Genomic DNA, 15,087 nt, shown 5'->3' on the forward strand with positions numbered 1-15,087 from the left:
AAGGAATAGTCCAACAATTGGTTAGGTTATTTCTTTTCCGTATCTTTGAGTATCATCAAGATGAAAGATTATGAAAAAGCTTCTGCTCATATTGTTTTCATTAGTCGTTATCAGTGAACTTGCCGCACAAAACAGCGATTATACAGACATATCCGCATTGCTGGAAAATAAAATCTGGAATGTACAACTACCCAAGGGCAAGCAATATGCTATGGAGATGGAATTTCGTGATGCAGGATGGAAAAAGACTTTTCTATATGATGAGAAGAAAACAGAAATATTTTATTCTTATTCTTTATGTGGAGATACAATTAAGGTTTTTGAGTCAAGGAAAAAGTATATCATTCAAGAACTTACAGATAGCACTTTGGTTTTTCAGTATTTGCCGGACAGCTTGACGATTGGTGTTGGTTCTGTCAAATGTGTAACAGACAACAGTATTGAAGGACAGCGTAAGAACGAAGAACGGCTGGACAGTATCTGGCGCAAAGAGGATATTTGGAACAAGGGTGTGGCAAAGATAACCGGAGAACCTGTTAAAGATTTATCTGCAATAGAACCTCCTCGATGGGCAGGGTGGAATTATGATCTGACAAAATACTATGTTTCCCAAATGAAATACCCGGAAGAGTTACTGAAAAAGAATATAGCAGGTTATTCCGTAGTGATGTTTTCCATTGATACTTTGGGATTGCCACGTGCTATCAATATTTTGACAACCAAACATAAAGACTTCGACAAGGAAGTCATCAGATTGACCAAAGAACTTCCCCACTGCCTACCATGTCGGGACAAGAATGGGAAGCGGATGGAATGTCTATTTACGGTATATGTCCCATTTCTGCCACAACACTATAGAGACCGAGTAAGAAAAGACAGTATTTGGAAAGAAGAACAGAAACATTGCTTTGTGGAATGGGAATCACCTTCTCGTTTCCGGGACGGAAATCCTGTTGCAATACAAGATTATATAGAGGAAAGGCTTGTGTATGACCCAAAGTTGTTGGGTAATAAAGAACAGGTAAGAGGGTTTTATAATGCAAAAATAAATTCGTATGGAGAAGTGTCCGAAGTAAATGTTTTCCGGAGTTGTGGCATACAGGAGTGGGACGCGCAAGTAATGGATATTATCAAAGGTATGCCGCGGTGGACACCTGCCATCAGTTTTTATGGCAAAAACAAATACATGGAGTCCAAATGGACCATGAACGTTTTTTTCAGGAAGACAAAAGGCAAGCTGATTGCCCATACATTTGAGAAAGATCTTGAAACAGGTGTCCCCGTATGCTTTTTGAATGAACGGGGCGATACCATTGTGCCATACGGCAAGTATAAATTCTGTCAAATAAATCGCGTCAAAAATTTAGTTTTCGCATACGAAAACAAACAAGACGCTCGGATTGTCTGCCTGGACAGTCAGGGCAAAGAACTGTATTATGTATTCCAGTATGACAATGGACCGGATAAAATTCGGGAAGGCCTGTTTCGCATAATGGACAAAAACGGACTGATCGGTTTCGCTGATTCTTTAGGGAATGTAGTTCTAAAGCCCCAATTCAAATTTGCCTTTCCTTTTGAGAATGGCAAGGCAAAGGTTACATTTTCAGGAAAAAGTAAATCCTCTCCCGATTCTAAAGATGAAAAACATTACTGGGATAGTCCCGACTGGTATTATATAGATACGAATGGCAAAATATTAAATGAGTGAATTTATGAATATTTTGAAATTAAATAAATACTTAATAGAGTTTATACCGAATAATTGATTAAAGCGTTCAGGTCGAATGTAGGCAACCTTCGATACTAAACTAGGCAATAATCCCCAATGATTGAGAATTTATTTTATCATTCATCTTTGGATATTATTCAGCAAAAAGGAATGGAAGCAACTTAATACCTCTGCTGATACTTTTTATAAAAAGTCAGGAAGCACAGAAAGCCTACAAACGCAAAAGGAACTCCGAACAAGGCAGGATAACGGTAACCGCCACTGACGGCCAGACCACCTACGTAAGCACCGATGGCATTGCCCAGGTTGAACGCTATCTGCACACAGGCACCTCCCAGCATCTCGCCTCCGGGAGCTACACGGATAATCAGTACCTGTTCGGGACTGGAGACGGCGAACAAACCGGCCGTACACAGCGTCATGAGTATGGCTGCACACCACGGATTGGGCGAAAGGAAGAATATCAGCAACAGAACCACGCAGATCATGGCCTGAACCACGGTACCTACCTTGCCGGGTGTATAGCGGTCGGACATGCGTCCGCTCACTAAGTTACCCACCACCATGCCAAAGCCGGCCAGTACCATCAGAGCAGTCATACTTTCCGTCCGGAAACCGGCTACTTCGGTCAGCATCGGATTGACATAACTGTACCAGCAGAATACACCGCCATTGCCAAGTGCCGTAGCTCCGAGTATCAGCCAGGGAGCAGGCGTTTTCAGGAAGCGGAACTGTCCCTTGAAGCCGGTATCTTTCAACCCTTCAACACGGGGAACCCAGCGATATATATAATATAAGGTAATCAGTCCCCAACATGCAACCAACAGGAAAGTGACGCGCCACGAAATGGTGTGGCTCAGCGAAGTGCCCAGCGGCACACCAAACAGATTGGCAACAGTCATGCCTGCAATCATAATGGACACGGCTTCCGAACCTTTTCCTTCATCGGCCAGTTTCCCGGCTACGATAGAGGCCACTCCGAAATAAGCTCCATGCGGCAGGCCCGAGATAAATCGACCGGCCATCAGTACCCAATAGTTGGGAGCCGCCGATGCGCAGAGGTTACCTATAATCATTAGCGAAACCAAGACCATCAACGTTTGTTTCAGTGGCCTTTTACGTGCCAGAAGCAACATCGGAGCACCACAGCACACCCCCAAGGCATATGCCGAAATAAAATGTCCTGCCATCGGAATACTGATACCTAAATCCTGGGCTACATAAGGCAGAATTCCCATCATGGTAAACTCTGCGATGCCTAATCCCAACGTGCCAAAAGCCAAAGCTATCAGACTTTTCTTCATTTTCTAAATCCTGTTATTTACCTGCAATCTTTTTTCGGGGCGCAAAAGTACAGTTTTGTTTGCTAACAGCGAATGCTTTATGTCAAAAAAATAATTTGCCGAGTACACACGCCATTCTGAATTTATAAAATGAAAGGAGCGATTTGCAGGCAGAGTGCGCAATAACTATTTGCAAAATTATGTACCTTTGCATCATAAAAAACTACGCACAATGAAAAAACTGATCAAAGGAGCCCGGTTTACTCCTAAAAATTATTCCGACGAAGTAGAAGCTAAGATCCAACATTATAAACGGGAAGGCTACAGATTGCCCCAACGTCACATGCTGCGTACCGAAGAACAATTGGCCGGTATTCGCGAAAGTGCCAAAATCAATACCGCCCTACTCGACTACATTTCCGAGAATATTCGTGAAGGCATGTCCACTGCCGAAATCGATCACATGGTCTATTGCTTTACGACCGATCATGATGCCATCCCTGCACCTTTCATGTACGAAGGCTTTCCCAAAAGCGTATGCGTCAGCATCAACGATGTGGTGTGTCACGGCATACCCAGCACGAAGGAGTTCTTGAAAAGCGGCGATATTGTCAATGTGGATGTCTCTACTATTTATAAGGGATATTACTCGGACGCTTCGCGCATGTATCTGATTGGTGAAGTCAGCCCGGAAATGAAACGCTTGGTTCAGGTGACTAAGGAGTGCCGCGACATAGGTGTACAGACGGCGCAGCCCTGGGCTCGTCTGGGTGATGTAGGAGCAGCCATACAGGAGCATGCCGAGAAAAACGGATACAGTGTGGTGCGCGACCTGTGCGGACACGGTGTAGGCATCAAGTTTCACGAAGAACCGGATGTAGAGCACTTCGGACGTCGCGGAACCGGTATGCTCATTGTACCAGGCATGACGTTTACCATTGAGCCGATGATCAACATGGGCAGTTACGAGGTCTTTATCGACGAAGCCGACGGATGGACGGTATGTACCGACGACGGTCTGCCTTCGGCCCAGTGGGAAAGTATGATTCTGATTACGGAGGATGGAAACGAAGTGTTGACTGAATAAGGAGGAACACTTCGCATGAAAAGATTTCTAACGACAGCACTTCTATCTCTCAGTCTTTGTGCAACGGATATGTGCGCACAGATCAAATTGCACTACATCGATGCTGAACAGGCTCGTACGTTGCTTTCGCAGGAAGACGCTACCACCCGTCAGTGGAGCCGTTTCGATTACGAAGCCCGATTGGGCCGAAAAGGCGGTACCCGGCAGGAACTGATACGCTTCATTGCCGATCAGGCACGCGACTGGAGCGAGGAAGACAAACAACGGATGCAGGAAGCGGCCGACACGCTGAACAGTCATATCAAGGCATTGAACCTGTCGCTGTCTCTTCCGCAGGAAATCAGGATACTGAAAACAACCATGGCCGAAGAAGGCGGTGCAGGCGGATATACCCGTATGGACTACATCGTAGTGGAAGAACAGATATCCCGTATGAAGCCCCAACAGGCAAGTTATCTGCTGGCTCACGAACTGTTTCATGTGCTGACACGCAATAATCCGGATTTTCGTGAGAAGATGTACAAGCTGATTGGTTTCAGCATTGCGCCTGAAGAATTCGAAGTTCCGGCCGATTTGCGTGATGTAGTGATTACCAATCCCGACGTCAACCGCTTCGACAGTTATGCCCGTTTTCGTGTCAAAGGAGAAGAACGCCCCTGTGCAATGCTGATTTATGCCAACAAACCATACGAAGGAGGCAGCTTCTTCAATTATCTGACGATTGGCCTGATGCCTCTGAAGAACGATAAGGCGGAGCAGAAAGACGGAAAAACGGTGGTATACGGGATAAAGGATGCGGAGAACTTCTTTGAACAGGTAGGAAGGAATACCGACTACATCATCAATCCTGAAGAGATATTGGCCGAAAACTTCGCATTTCTGCTGACTCGTAAGCCTGTTACCGAAACTCCCGAACTGATTGAGAAGATGCGGCAAGCCTTGCAACCACAGGCTAACCGTCATTGATTGGCTTTATAAACGATATACTGTCGCATATTATGGAAATCGTATTACTGATTATAGGGCTGGGCGTCGGAACAGGTGTCGGAATGCTGATTGCAGGGCGTAAAGCCTCTGCCTTGAAAGCACAGCTTGAGGCCGCACAGCAGCGTGAAGACTTGCTGAACCGAACGACCGACGAACGCATCGAACGCGAGAAGGCGATTGCCGAAGAACGTCTGAAAGCCATCGGCCAGCAGAACGCCGAACGGCTGGCTGCACAGGAAAAACAGTTTGGCGAACGCCTGACCGAACAAGAACGCCTTTTTGCCAACCGTCTGGCCGAGCAGGAACGCTTGTTCAACGAACAGAACAACAACCGCGAACAGCAGTTTGCCGAACGCTTGGCCGAACAGCGTCAGCAGTTGGAGAAACGGCTGGCCGAACAAAAAGAAGAAGCCGAGGCGTTGCATCGTCGGATGAATGCCGAATTCGAAGCTTTGTCCAACCGCATCTTCCAAAGCAAGGCCGACGACTTTAAGCGGTTGAATGCCGAGCACATCGGAAATCTGCTCCGTCCCTTGGGCGAGAATCTGAAGGATTTCCGTGAAAAGGTGGAGCAGGTGTACAATACCGAAGCCAAAGAACGCTTCTCGCTGAGCGAACGCATCAAGGATCTGGTAGAACTGAACAACCGCCTGAGTGAAGAGGCCAACAATCTGACCCGTGCCCTGAAAGGTGACTCGAAGATGCAAGGTAACTGGGGAGAAGTCATTTTGGAGCGACTGTTGCAGGCATCAGGCCTTATCGAAGGCGAGCATTATGTCCGTCAGGAATTTCTGCGAGACGAACGCGGCGAAGTTCTGACCAACGATGAAAGCGGCCAGCGTATGCAACCTGACATCATCGTCCGCTATCCCGACGACCGCGAGATGATTATCGACTCCAAAGTTTCCCTTTCAGCCTATGCTGCCTATACGGCTGCCGAAGACAAGGAAGAACAGGCCCGTTGCCTGAAAGCGCACCTCCAGTCAGTCCGTACACACATTGACGAATTGAGTCGGAAGGATTATTCGCACTACGACGTCAAAGCTCCCGACTTCGTCATGATGTTCATCCCGACGGAAGGAGCTTACCTGCTGGCTGTGCAGAGTGATGCCAATCTGTGGGAGTATGCCTACAACAAGAAAGTGGTGCTGATGAGCCCTACCAACCTGATCAGTGCCTTGCGTCTGTCGCTCGACCTGTGGAAGCGTGAGAATCAGGTGAAGAATGTGCAGGCCATCATCAAGCGCGGCACGTCGCTCTACGAAAAGATTGCGGGCTTTACCGATACTTTCCTAAGCATCGGCGACCGTTTGGGTAGCTTGCAGAAAGATTACGACAAGGCGCTGAACCAGCTTTCTGATGGTGCCGGTAGTGTGGTACGCCAAGCCGAACAACTGCGTGGCATGAGCCTGACGCCCAAGAAACGCATCTCCCCCCGTCTTCTGCCCCGTGAAGAAGACCAGACAGAGGATACCGGAGCTGATACACCTGAAACAATAGACCGCTTATAGCATCTGTTTTACAAAATCGTATAATCAACTAAAAAACAATAGACAAGAACAATGAAAGCCTTGAAAGACCGCATCCTTCGTGACGGACGCTGTTTCCCCGGAGGAATATTGAAAGTAGATAACTTCATCAATCATCAGATGGATCCTATCCTGATGAAAAGTATCGGTGTAGAATTTGTACGACGCTTTGCATCTACCCCGATCAATAAAGTCATCACAGTTGAAGCTAGTGGAATTGCTCCGGCAATCATGGTTGGCTATCTGCTCGAATTGCCTGTAGTCTTTGCAAAAAAGAAAAAGCCCAGTACGATGGAGAATATGCTGACTACTTCAGTTTTTTCGTTTACCAAACAACGTACATACGATGTCTGTGTCAGTCGCGATTTTCTTTGCCCCGGCGACAAAGTGCTGTTTATCGACGATTTTCTGGCCAACGGTAATGCAGCCAAAGGTATTCTCGACCTGGTTCAGCAGGCGGGAGCCGAACTGACAGGTATGGGATTCATCATCGAAAAGGCTTTCCAGCATGGAGGCGACGAGCTGCGTGCGGCAGGCATTCATGTAGAGAGTCTGGCTATTATCGAGAGTCTGGACAACTGTGAGATTAAAATCAGATAAACCTGTCATCGTTCTTTGTCATTGGTAATGGAAGAGAAAAACAAGAACGGGCTTATCTATGGCCTGAACGACCGTCCACCTTTGCGTGAAGCCTTTTTTGCTGCGTTGCAGCATCTGCTGGCTATTTTTGTGGCTATCATTACTCCGCCGCTCATTATTTCGGGTGCGCTGAAGCTGGATACGGAAACGACCGGTTATCTGGTTTCGATGGCGCTCATTGCTTCGGGCATCGCTACTTTTGTACAGTGCCGGCGTTTCGGTTTTATCGGTACGGGATTGCTCTGCATACAGGGTACCAGTTTTTCGTTCATTGGCCCCATTATAGCTGCTGGTACTACCGGTGGCTTGGCGTTGGTGTTCGGCTCGTGTATGGCTGCTGCTTCGGTCGAAATGATTATCAGCCGGCTGCTGAAGTATACACGTAAAATCATCACTCCGCTCGTATCGGGCATCGTCGTTACACTGATTGGTATGAGTCTTATCAAGGTAGGTATTACGGCTTGTGGTGGCGGTGCGGCGGCTCAGGCCGACGGCAGCTTCGGTAGTTTGCGCTACGTGGGGCTGGCAGCTTTGGTGTTGGTGCTGATTCTGTTCTTCAACCGCAGCAGCAACCGGTACCTGCGTATGAGTTCTATCGTCATCGGACTAGCCACAGGTTATGTAGTAGCCTGGCTGATGGGGATGATCGACTTCAGCTCGGTACAGAGTTTCGGAGGGGTTACCATTCCCCACCCTTTCCGTTTCGGACTCGACATCAGTCTGTCGGCTGTATTGGCATTGGCACTGATTTTTGTGATTACAGCCATCGAAGCCTATGGCGATATTACGGCCAATTCGATGATATCCGGCGAGCCGGTTGAAGGTGAAGTGTTTATCCGTCGTGCTTCGGGCGGTATCTTTGCCGACGGCTTCAATTCGATGATCTCGGGTATGCTTTGTGCTTTCCCCAATTCGGTATTCGCGCAAAACAACGGCATGATTCAGCTGACGGGAGTAGCCAGCCGTTATGTGGGCTATTACATTGCCGGACTCCTTATTCTGCTTGGGCTGTTTCCGGCAGTAGGGCTGGTGTTCTCGCTGATGCCCGAACCGGTATTGGGCGGTGCTACGCTGCTGATGTTCGGCACCGTGGCGGCTGCCGGCATCCGCATCATTGCTTCGCAGGAGATGAACCGCAAGACTACGCTGGTCATTGCGGTCAGTTTCTCGTTGGGATTGAGTGTGGAACTGGTTCCGGAGATTCTTTGCCAGCTGCCCGATACCTTGCGTAATATCTTTGCTTCAGGCATCACCACGGGCGGACTGACCGCCATCGTGGCGAATGCCTTGATACGGATTAAGGAGTAATCCTATCATCCGTATCAGCCTGTCGGTCAAGGTTTCTTCACCGTTTCTTCAACAGTGGAAGAGGCCTTGGCAGACGAATAGTTCAGCCGGGTGACATACGCTTGCCGGAGGATTCCTTTCACATCCATCACCATACCCATCGGTACGTCCCGTTCTACTTTCAACGACACGGTTGTCTCCCCATGTTTGCTTCGGAAGTCTTCCACTTCGTTGCGCAGTTCGTCCAATGTGAAGTTGCTCAACGTCTTGCTCGGACCGTCGGGAGCTATCAGGGTTATCTTCATTGGAAGCTTTTCGGCAGCATCTGTTTTTCTGAACTTTTTCGGTTGTGCAAAAGTAACCAGGATGGGGAATGCCTTGTCCAGCACCGCTTCGTCTGTAGTGCCCAGTTCGGAGGCTGCTTCCTGACGTAGTTGGCGATAAACTTCCTTGACTGTGTACAGATACAGGCGCATGGCTTCGGCCGAAGAGCCACGGTCGTAGATTATCTCCAAACTGGACCGGAACGGTTGCCCCGACTGTTTAGCCTGCTGATAGTCTTTTCGTAGTACCTCGGTCAGATGCTTGCGGATGAAGTCTGCACAATCAGTCGGCGTTCCTTCCTGGTCTATCATAACCTGATTGCGCAAGTTGACCAACAGCCGGTGTGCTGCTTTTCCAGATTCAGGAGCAACAGTACCGCCCCCTTCCTTGAACTTCCGTGCAAAATACTGCTCCAGCAGCTCGCGCTCGTCCAGTCGGACAGTGTCCTGCGACTGTGTGCCGACGGGCGGTTTCACCATCTGTTCTACCGCATTCTTCACTTCGGGCCGGGCAAACGCATAGAGCGTCCCCGACACCACGGGCACGAAGAGCAACAGCTTCAGTCGTGCCAGTCGATTGGTTCTTTTCTTTAACATCATATTGATACGTTGTTTTAGCTTGCTGTGTCCAAAGCCGCTGGCCATAGAGTAGAGCCTTGTGCCGACGGATTTTTTCACGAGCAACAGTTGATATTGAGTAGCATCGATGCCATGTAGCAGCACGCCGTTGTCTGCTTCGAACTCGTGCACTTCGCGAAGCTCACGCATCAGCAGCCAGGCGGCAGGATTGAACCAGTGGAGGACGATGATGGCCTGCATCCACAGCAGATCGGCCGTGTGATGATAGTGCAGGTGCATCTGTTCGTGCAGCAATATCGCCTCGCGGTTGTTCCGATAGTCTTCTTGCGAAAGAACGATTGTACGGCCCCAGCTGAAAGAACCTTTTTTCAGCGGACAGACAATCAGGCGGAAGCCCTGCTGTCTTTCGGACGGATAGCAGCAGAACAACTGGCGCATCCGTAGCATCGACAGCAGAAAGAAAGCCAATGTCAGCAGAACCCCACCCGTATATGCCCATGTAATCAGGCGTAGGGCGCTGAATGCAGCAGGAGCGGCAGTTGCCGGTGCGGAGACGGTTGCTGTCGGCGGAAGCGGCTGTTCCGCTTCTGTGCCCTCTGCATGCAGGCGTATGGATGGCGATGCCGAGGAAGGGGCTGTCAACAGTGTTTCGACCGTTGTCATGGGCTTTTGCCACAGGCTGGCTTGCGGAATGCTGAGTTGCACGAATGGCAACAGCAGGCAACACAACGTGCCGCCCAACAGCAGCAGACGGTTGGTGCGGAACAGGGTGTCGCTGCGGAAACATAGCCTGAACACGAAATATAGCGTGGTCAGGCAAAGCGTCGACTTGAACAGATAGAACAGAAAAGCTCCCATAGTCCTGGTTATGCTTTACGTTTGCTTTCAATCTGTGCGATCAGCGCCTTCAGCTCGTCGAGCGGCATGCCTTCTTCTTCCACAAATGATGACACGACGTTGGCGAACGAGTTGCCGTAGTAGTGGGCTATGACGTCGTTCAGCGCCGAACGTTTGTAGTCGTTTGCCGATATCAGGGGATAGTACTGGTAGGTGTTTCCGTAGGCCTTATAGCCCACAAAGCCTTTTTCTTCGAGGCCGCGTACCAGTGTCGAGACGGTATTGTAATGCGGTTTAGGGTCTTCGTAAAAAGCCAGCAGTTCGCGTACAAACATCGGGCCGTGCTCCCAAAACATCCGCATGATTTCTTCTTCTTTAGTGGTCAGTCGTTTCATAATCTTATTGTTTTAACGTTGGTGTACGCTGCAAATATATAGATTATTTCCAAACAAACAACTAATAGTATTAGTTAATCAACTAATAACAATAGTAGTTTAACTAAAGTTAGCAGTAGTAGCGTGTAAACCGAAGAAAAAGAAGGAGGTATTATAAAAAGAAACACAGCCCCACACACCTCCCCCACTGTGTTAAGCCTTCCGCCGGTCGTTTCGAAGGGGGCTATCGAGGGAGAGTGTGTAAGTCTGTGTAGAGTGTATGTTGGTCAGAATAGGGTTAGCGGTAGCTGCGTAAAGCCAGTTTCTTTACCCACAGTACGAAGAAGCCTGTCAGCACCAGATTGAGCACAATGGTGAGCACGGAGATGAGCAGCGCCGGTCCGCCCAGATTATAACTCAGCGCGATGAAGATGACTCCCGCTCCTACTTCGCCTCGTGTAAACATACCGATGGATAAGGCCAGACGTTCGCTGAACTTGCGGTCGCGGTAGAAGAAAACGGGGAACAGCTTGCCGATGTTGGACAGCAGCGATACGGCCACTACATGCAGCGCAATCATTCCCCACGACATCATCTCCTGCGATCCGGTTATCGAATGGCTGCCTGCCGATGCTTCGGCAAAGTCGACTCCGAGAAAGCGCGGCATCCCCACTCCTACCAGAAACATGAACAGAAACGAAATGCCTGTAGCCGCACGGCGTTCGGCTGGCGAATCGTGTTCGCGGTGTTTCATCACCATGCCCAGTACGAAAGCCGGAAGCAGCACTTCGACGTGGATGCTGCCTTCTTCACCATAGAAGTGCTTGCTCAGTGCATAGATGCCCAGCGTGCCGGCAAACACCAGTACCGAATAGCAGAGGATGGCTTTCCAGTCTTGCCGCCAGTCGTAGCGGCCCATCTGCTTCCACCCGAAGGAGAGCAACAGCATCACAATCACGACAATGGCCAGCAGCTGCCACTTCAGACCTATCATCATAATCTGCAGCGGAATCATCAGCAGGATGGTGTCCAGGTCGTCGAAGATGGCAAGTACCTGTATTTTCTTGTACATCCAGCTTTGTTTCAGCCCGATGGCCGCCAGCATGGTAAACAGTATGCCTGCCGAAGTGGGGGCGGCAAAACGGCTTAAAAGCAGGTTTTCCTTCCACGCATCCCAACTGCCCCAGCAGTCGGACGGAAGCAGGACAAAGATGTAATAGAGTGCTATCAGAAACCAAGGCATGGCGGCAGTGGCCATGGCAATGAAGTAATCCTGAGCATACGTCCGCCAACGCGACTTGTCGACTTCGAACTCGCGCCCCACATTGATCATGATAAAACCAAGGCAGACGTAAAGCAACACATTCGACGCGGTCTTTACCGCATCATAACTTCCTCCCGCCCACAGGGGGAGGTACTGGCTGACTAGCAGCCCGGCCATCAGAAAGGCCGAAAACGATAGAACTTTTCTCATTTATAATATAATTAAAAGAGGAGGACACCAAGACAGTCCTATGGAAAGAGAGCATCCTCCTCGCGGTTATCAGGGTGAAGGGGGCATTAATCCAGCTTCAGCACCGCCAGGAACGCCTTCTGCGGCACTTCCACGTTTCCGATCTGCTTCATGCGTTTCTTACCCCGCTTCTGCTTTTCGAGCAGTTTGCGCTTACGGCTCACGTCGCCACCGTAGCACTTCGCGGTCACATCCTTGCGGACGGCCTTGATGGTTTCGCGAGCTATGATTTTGGCGCCGATGGCTGCCTGAATGGCTATTTCGAACTGCTGGCGCGGAATCAGTTCTTTCAGCTTCTCGCACATGCGGCGACCCAGGTCGTAGGCGTTGTCGAAGTGGGTCAGTGTGGAGAGGGCGTCCACGGGTTCGCCGTTCAGCAGGATGTCGAGCTTCACCAGCTTGGACGGACGGAAGCCGTTGGGGTGATAGTCGAACGAGGCATATCCCTTGGAGATGCTCTTCAGCTTGTCGTAGAAGTCGATGACGATTTCGCCCAGCGGCATGTCGTAGTAGATTTCTACGCGGTTGCCCGAGATGTATTCCTGCTTCACCAGTTCGCCACGCTTGCCCAGGCAGAGGGTCATGATGGGGCCGATGTAGTCGGTGGTCGTGATGACCGACGCACGGATGTAGGGCTCTTCGATGTGGTCGATCATGGTGATGTCGGGCATGCTGCCGGGGTTGTGCACCTCCATGACGTGTCCTTGCTTGTCGTACACGTTATAGGATACGTTGGGCACGGTGGTGATGACGTTCATGTCGAACTCGCGGTCGAGTCGTTCCTGCACAATCTCCATGTGGAGCAAGCCCAGGAATCCGCAGCGGAAACCGAATCCCAGCGCCAGCGACGACTCGGGCTGGAAGGTCAGCGAAGCATCGTTCAGCTGCAGCTTCTCCAGCGACGAACGCAGGTCTTCAAAGTCTTCGGCCTCGATGGGATAGACACCGGCAAAGACCATCGGTTTTACTTCTTCGAAGCCGGCGATGGCTTTGTCGCACGGGCGGGCAATGTGTGTGATGGTGTCGCCCACCTTTACTTCGCGCGAGGTCTTGATGCCCGAAATGATATAGCCTACGTCGCCTGTGCGCAGCTCGTCGCGTGGCACCATATCCATTTTCAGCACGCCTACCTCGTCGGCGTCGTATTCCTTGCCCGTGTTGAAGAATTTCACTTTGTCGCCTTTACGGATGACGCCGTTCTCAATCTTGAAATAGGCGATGATGCCGCGGAAGGAGTTGAATACGGAGTCGAAAATCAAGGCCTGTAGCGGGGCGTTCTCGTCGCCTTCGGGATGGGGGATGCGTTCGATGACAGCGGCCAGAATCTCTTCGACTCCCATGCCGGTCTTGCCCGATGCGCGGATAATCTCCTCGCGCTTACAGCCCAACAGTTCTACGATTTCGTCTTCCACTTCCTCGGGCATGGCGCTTGCCATGTCGCACTTGTTGATGACGGGGATGATCTCCAAGTCGTGCTCGATGGCCATGTAGAGGTTCGAGATGGTCTGTGCCTGTACTCCCTGCGATGCGTCGACGATGAGCAGCGCGCCTTCGCAGGCGGCAATCGAACGCGACACTTCGTACGAAAAGTCCACATGTCCCGGGGTGTCAATCAGGTTGAGGATGTATTTTTCGCCCTTGTACACATATTCCATCTGAATGGCATGGCTTTTGATGGTGATACCTCTTTCCTTTTCCAGATCCATGTCGTCCAGCATCTGTCCTTCGGTTACTTGGATGGTGTTGGTAAATTCCAGCAGGCGGTCTGCCAAAGTCGATTTCCCATGGTCAATGTGGGCTATGATACAAAAGTTACGTATATTCTTCATCTTCTAAACTAGTTCTCTTTTTGGGTTCGCAAAGATAGTGAAAAGCTAAGAGGCGTACAAACTATTGAAACCTGTTTTGAATATTTTTTCTTCCGAGCTGCATCCTGTCCTATCCAAACGAATCGTCAACATCCCCCCTTGTTTCCCTCTTGCCGGAACAAAGATAAATACAACCAAGCGGAGAACCATAAAAGGGGTATCGATATACTGTGAAAATATGTTAATAAAACGCGATTCTTGTGTTAATAAAGCTAACTCGTTGAAAGGCAGGGCGTAGGAGGCGTTTTATACGTTTTCGCCCGTGATTGTTTATTTTTATTTGCCATCGGCTGTGATGAGCAACCGGAAGACGGCGTTTGGCGTAAGACGACTGCCGGCGTTACAGTATTACAGTTACAGTTAGGTAAATTTCGATTTCCACCATACTGAAGTTAAGAGTAATATTATATATTTATATATATAATATATATAAATATATAATATTAAATTTTTTAACACTTCTTCTACTTTAGGGTCTGAATGAAAAATCAATACAAATCAGGAGAAGTCGGAACAACTTGAATCAAGATGAATACTCGAAAAAAATCTAACTGTAACTGTAATACTGTAACGCCAAACGGGTAAAAATGTAACGAAATATGTACGTTTCTACATATCAGCACGCATCATACAAAAAAATTCAGGCAATAAAAAAGGGGCAAAAAGGGGGTGCAAAAATCAAGAAAACAACGGCAACCGCGTTACAGTTACAGTATTACAGTAAGTTTTTTCGGAAAAAGGGCGCAAAAAAAATGCGTTGACAACAAAATAGACGTTGCATCAACACATTTTCTTAATACTTTTATGAATCTCGTCTGCTTAGATCAGCTTGAAGAACAGTTCACCTTCTACTTCTTCGGCAGAGATTTTGTCTTCTCTCAACAGCCAACCGAGTCCCAAGAACATATCTTTGTCAATCAACTTTGTAGCTTTCTTCAGTTGCTTGGCAGTCAGTCCTTCGGTTCCATTCAGTGCATTCCAAATCTTTCCAGCAATTTCGCCTGCTTTTTCTTTTAACATTTTCTTCAATTTTAGTTTAGTTAGACATGCTT

The 15,087-nt window shown here is 49.0% G+C and carries 12 protein-coding genes; 6 read left to right on the top strand and 6 right to left on the bottom strand.

The window, feature by feature from the left end:
- Nucleotides 1-70 precede the first annotated feature (70 nt).
- Nucleotides 71-1,708: a WG repeat-containing protein gene (locus BQ5591_RS13015; RefSeq protein ID WP_071149680.1), complete on the top strand. Its 1,638-nt coding sequence runs from the start codon at nucleotides 71-73 to the stop codon at nucleotides 1,706-1,708.
- A 182-nt stretch (nucleotides 1,709-1,890) separates the two neighbouring features.
- On the opposite strand, the gene araJ is transcribed toward BQ5591_RS13015, so the two are convergent.
- Nucleotides 1,891-3,033: an MFS transporter AraJ gene (gene araJ, locus BQ5591_RS13020; protein ID WP_071149681.1), complete on the bottom strand. Its 1,143-nt coding sequence runs from the start codon at nucleotides 3,031-3,033 to the stop codon at nucleotides 1,891-1,893.
- A 211-nt stretch (nucleotides 3,034-3,244) separates the two neighbouring features.
- Here araJ and map point away from each other — a divergent pair, with 211 nt between their 5' ends.
- The 5 genes from map (at nucleotide 3,245) to BQ5591_RS13045 (ending at nucleotide 8,562) form a co-directional block, all read left to right on the top strand.
- Nucleotides 3,245-4,099, top strand: a complete 855-nt coding sequence (map, locus tag BQ5591_RS13025) for a type I methionyl aminopeptidase (protein ID WP_071149682.1) — start codon at nucleotides 3,245-3,247, stop codon at nucleotides 4,097-4,099.
- 69 nt (nucleotides 4,100-4,168) lie between these two features.
- On the top strand, nucleotides 4,169-5,065 hold the full coding sequence (locus BQ5591_RS13030; RefSeq protein WP_083380978.1) for a hypothetical protein: 897 nt from the start codon (nucleotides 4,169-4,171) through the stop codon (nucleotides 5,063-5,065).
- A 32-nt stretch (nucleotides 5,066-5,097) separates the two neighbouring features.
- The gene (gene rmuC, locus BQ5591_RS13035) at nucleotides 5,098-6,597 is read left to right on the top strand and encodes a DNA recombination protein RmuC (protein ID WP_071150715.1); all 1,500 of its coding nucleotides are present in this window, start codon (nucleotides 5,098-5,100) and stop codon (nucleotides 6,595-6,597) included.
- Nucleotides 6,598-6,648: 51 nt separating this feature from the next.
- Complete coding sequence (xpt, locus tag BQ5591_RS13040) at nucleotides 6,649-7,215, top strand: xanthine phosphoribosyltransferase (RefSeq protein WP_071149684.1); 567 nt, start codon at nucleotides 6,649-6,651, stop codon at nucleotides 7,213-7,215.
- Between the two features lie 27 nt (nucleotides 7,216-7,242).
- The gene (locus BQ5591_RS13045) at nucleotides 7,243-8,562 is read left to right on the top strand and encodes a nucleobase:cation symporter-2 family protein (protein ID WP_071149685.1); all 1,320 of its coding nucleotides are present in this window, start codon (nucleotides 7,243-7,245) and stop codon (nucleotides 8,560-8,562) included.
- 26 nt (nucleotides 8,563-8,588) lie between these two features.
- Here BQ5591_RS13045 and BQ5591_RS13050 read toward each other — a convergent pair whose 3' ends face one another.
- The 5 genes from BQ5591_RS13050 to BQ5591_RS13070 form a co-directional block, all read right to left on the bottom strand.
- Complete coding sequence (locus tag BQ5591_RS13050; RefSeq protein ID WP_071149686.1) at nucleotides 8,589-10,301, bottom strand: M56 family metallopeptidase; 1,713 nt, start codon at nucleotides 10,299-10,301, stop codon at nucleotides 8,589-8,591.
- Between the two features lie 8 nt (nucleotides 10,302-10,309).
- Complete coding sequence (locus BQ5591_RS13055) at nucleotides 10,310-10,675, bottom strand: BlaI/MecI/CopY family transcriptional regulator (protein ID WP_071149687.1); 366 nt, start codon at nucleotides 10,673-10,675, stop codon at nucleotides 10,310-10,312.
- A gap of 277 nt (nucleotides 10,676-10,952) precedes the next feature.
- Nucleotides 10,953-12,128 carry a cation:proton antiporter gene (locus BQ5591_RS13060; protein WP_071149688.1) on the bottom strand — a complete coding sequence of 392 codons (1,176 nt, stop codon included), beginning with the start codon at nucleotides 12,126-12,128 and terminating at the stop codon, nucleotides 10,953-10,955.
- Nucleotides 12,129-12,214: 86 nt separating this feature from the next.
- Nucleotides 12,215-13,996 (bottom strand): translation elongation factor 4, encoded by a 1,782-nt coding sequence (gene lepA, locus BQ5591_RS13065; RefSeq protein ID WP_022161698.1) that lies wholly within the window; start codon nucleotides 13,994-13,996, stop codon nucleotides 12,215-12,217.
- Between the two features lie 858 nt (nucleotides 13,997-14,854).
- Entirely contained in the window at nucleotides 14,855-15,055 is a 201-nt protein-coding gene (locus tag BQ5591_RS13070; RefSeq protein ID WP_022161699.1) for a winged helix-turn-helix domain-containing protein, read from the bottom strand.
- Between the last annotated feature and the right edge of the window lie 32 nt (nucleotides 15,056-15,087).

It is taken from the genome of Bacteroides ndongoniae (assembly GCF_900108345.1).
Lineage (GTDB): Bacteria > Bacteroidota > Bacteroidia > Bacteroidales > Bacteroidaceae > Bacteroides > Bacteroides ndongoniae.

Excerpts from the sequence above, each read along its gene's own strand:
- rmuC (WP_071150715.1), top strand. The coding sequence starts at position 5,098 with ATGGAAATCGTATTACTGATTATAGGGCTGGGCGTCGGAACAGGTGTC.
- xpt (WP_071149684.1), top strand. The coding sequence starts at position 6,649 with ATGAAAGCCTTGAAAGACCGCATCCTTCGTGACGGACGCTGTTTCCCC.
- araJ (WP_071149681.1), bottom strand. The coding sequence starts at position 3,033 with ATGAAGAAAAGTCTGATAGCTTTGGCTTTTGGCACGTTGGGATTAGGC.
- map (WP_071149682.1), top strand. The coding sequence starts at position 3,245 with ATGAAAAAACTGATCAAAGGAGCCCGGTTTACTCCTAAAAATTATTCC.
- BQ5591_RS13060 (WP_071149688.1), bottom strand. The coding sequence starts at position 12,128 with ATGAGAAAAGTTCTATCGTTTTCGGCCTTTCTGATGGCCGGGCTGCTA.
- BQ5591_RS13055 (WP_071149687.1), bottom strand. The coding sequence starts at position 10,675 with ATGAAACGACTGACCACTAAAGAAGAAGAAATCATGCGGATGTTTTGG.
- BQ5591_RS13050 (WP_071149686.1), bottom strand. The coding sequence starts at position 10,301 with ATGGGAGCTTTTCTGTTCTATCTGTTCAAGTCGACGCTTTGCCTGACC.
- lepA (WP_022161698.1), bottom strand. The coding sequence starts at position 13,996 with ATGAAGAATATACGTAACTTTTGTATCATAGCCCACATTGACCATGGG.
- BQ5591_RS13015 (WP_071149680.1), top strand. The coding sequence starts at position 71 with ATGAAAAAGCTTCTGCTCATATTGTTTTCATTAGTCGTTATCAGTGAA.
- BQ5591_RS13070 (WP_022161699.1), bottom strand. The coding sequence starts at position 15,055 with ATGTTAAAAGAAAAAGCAGGCGAAATTGCTGGAAAGATTTGGAATGCA.
- BQ5591_RS13045 (WP_071149685.1), top strand. The coding sequence starts at position 7,243 with ATGGAAGAGAAAAACAAGAACGGGCTTATCTATGGCCTGAACGACCGT.
- BQ5591_RS13030 (WP_083380978.1), top strand. The coding sequence starts at position 4,169 with ATGTGCGCACAGATCAAATTGCACTACATCGATGCTGAACAGGCTCGT.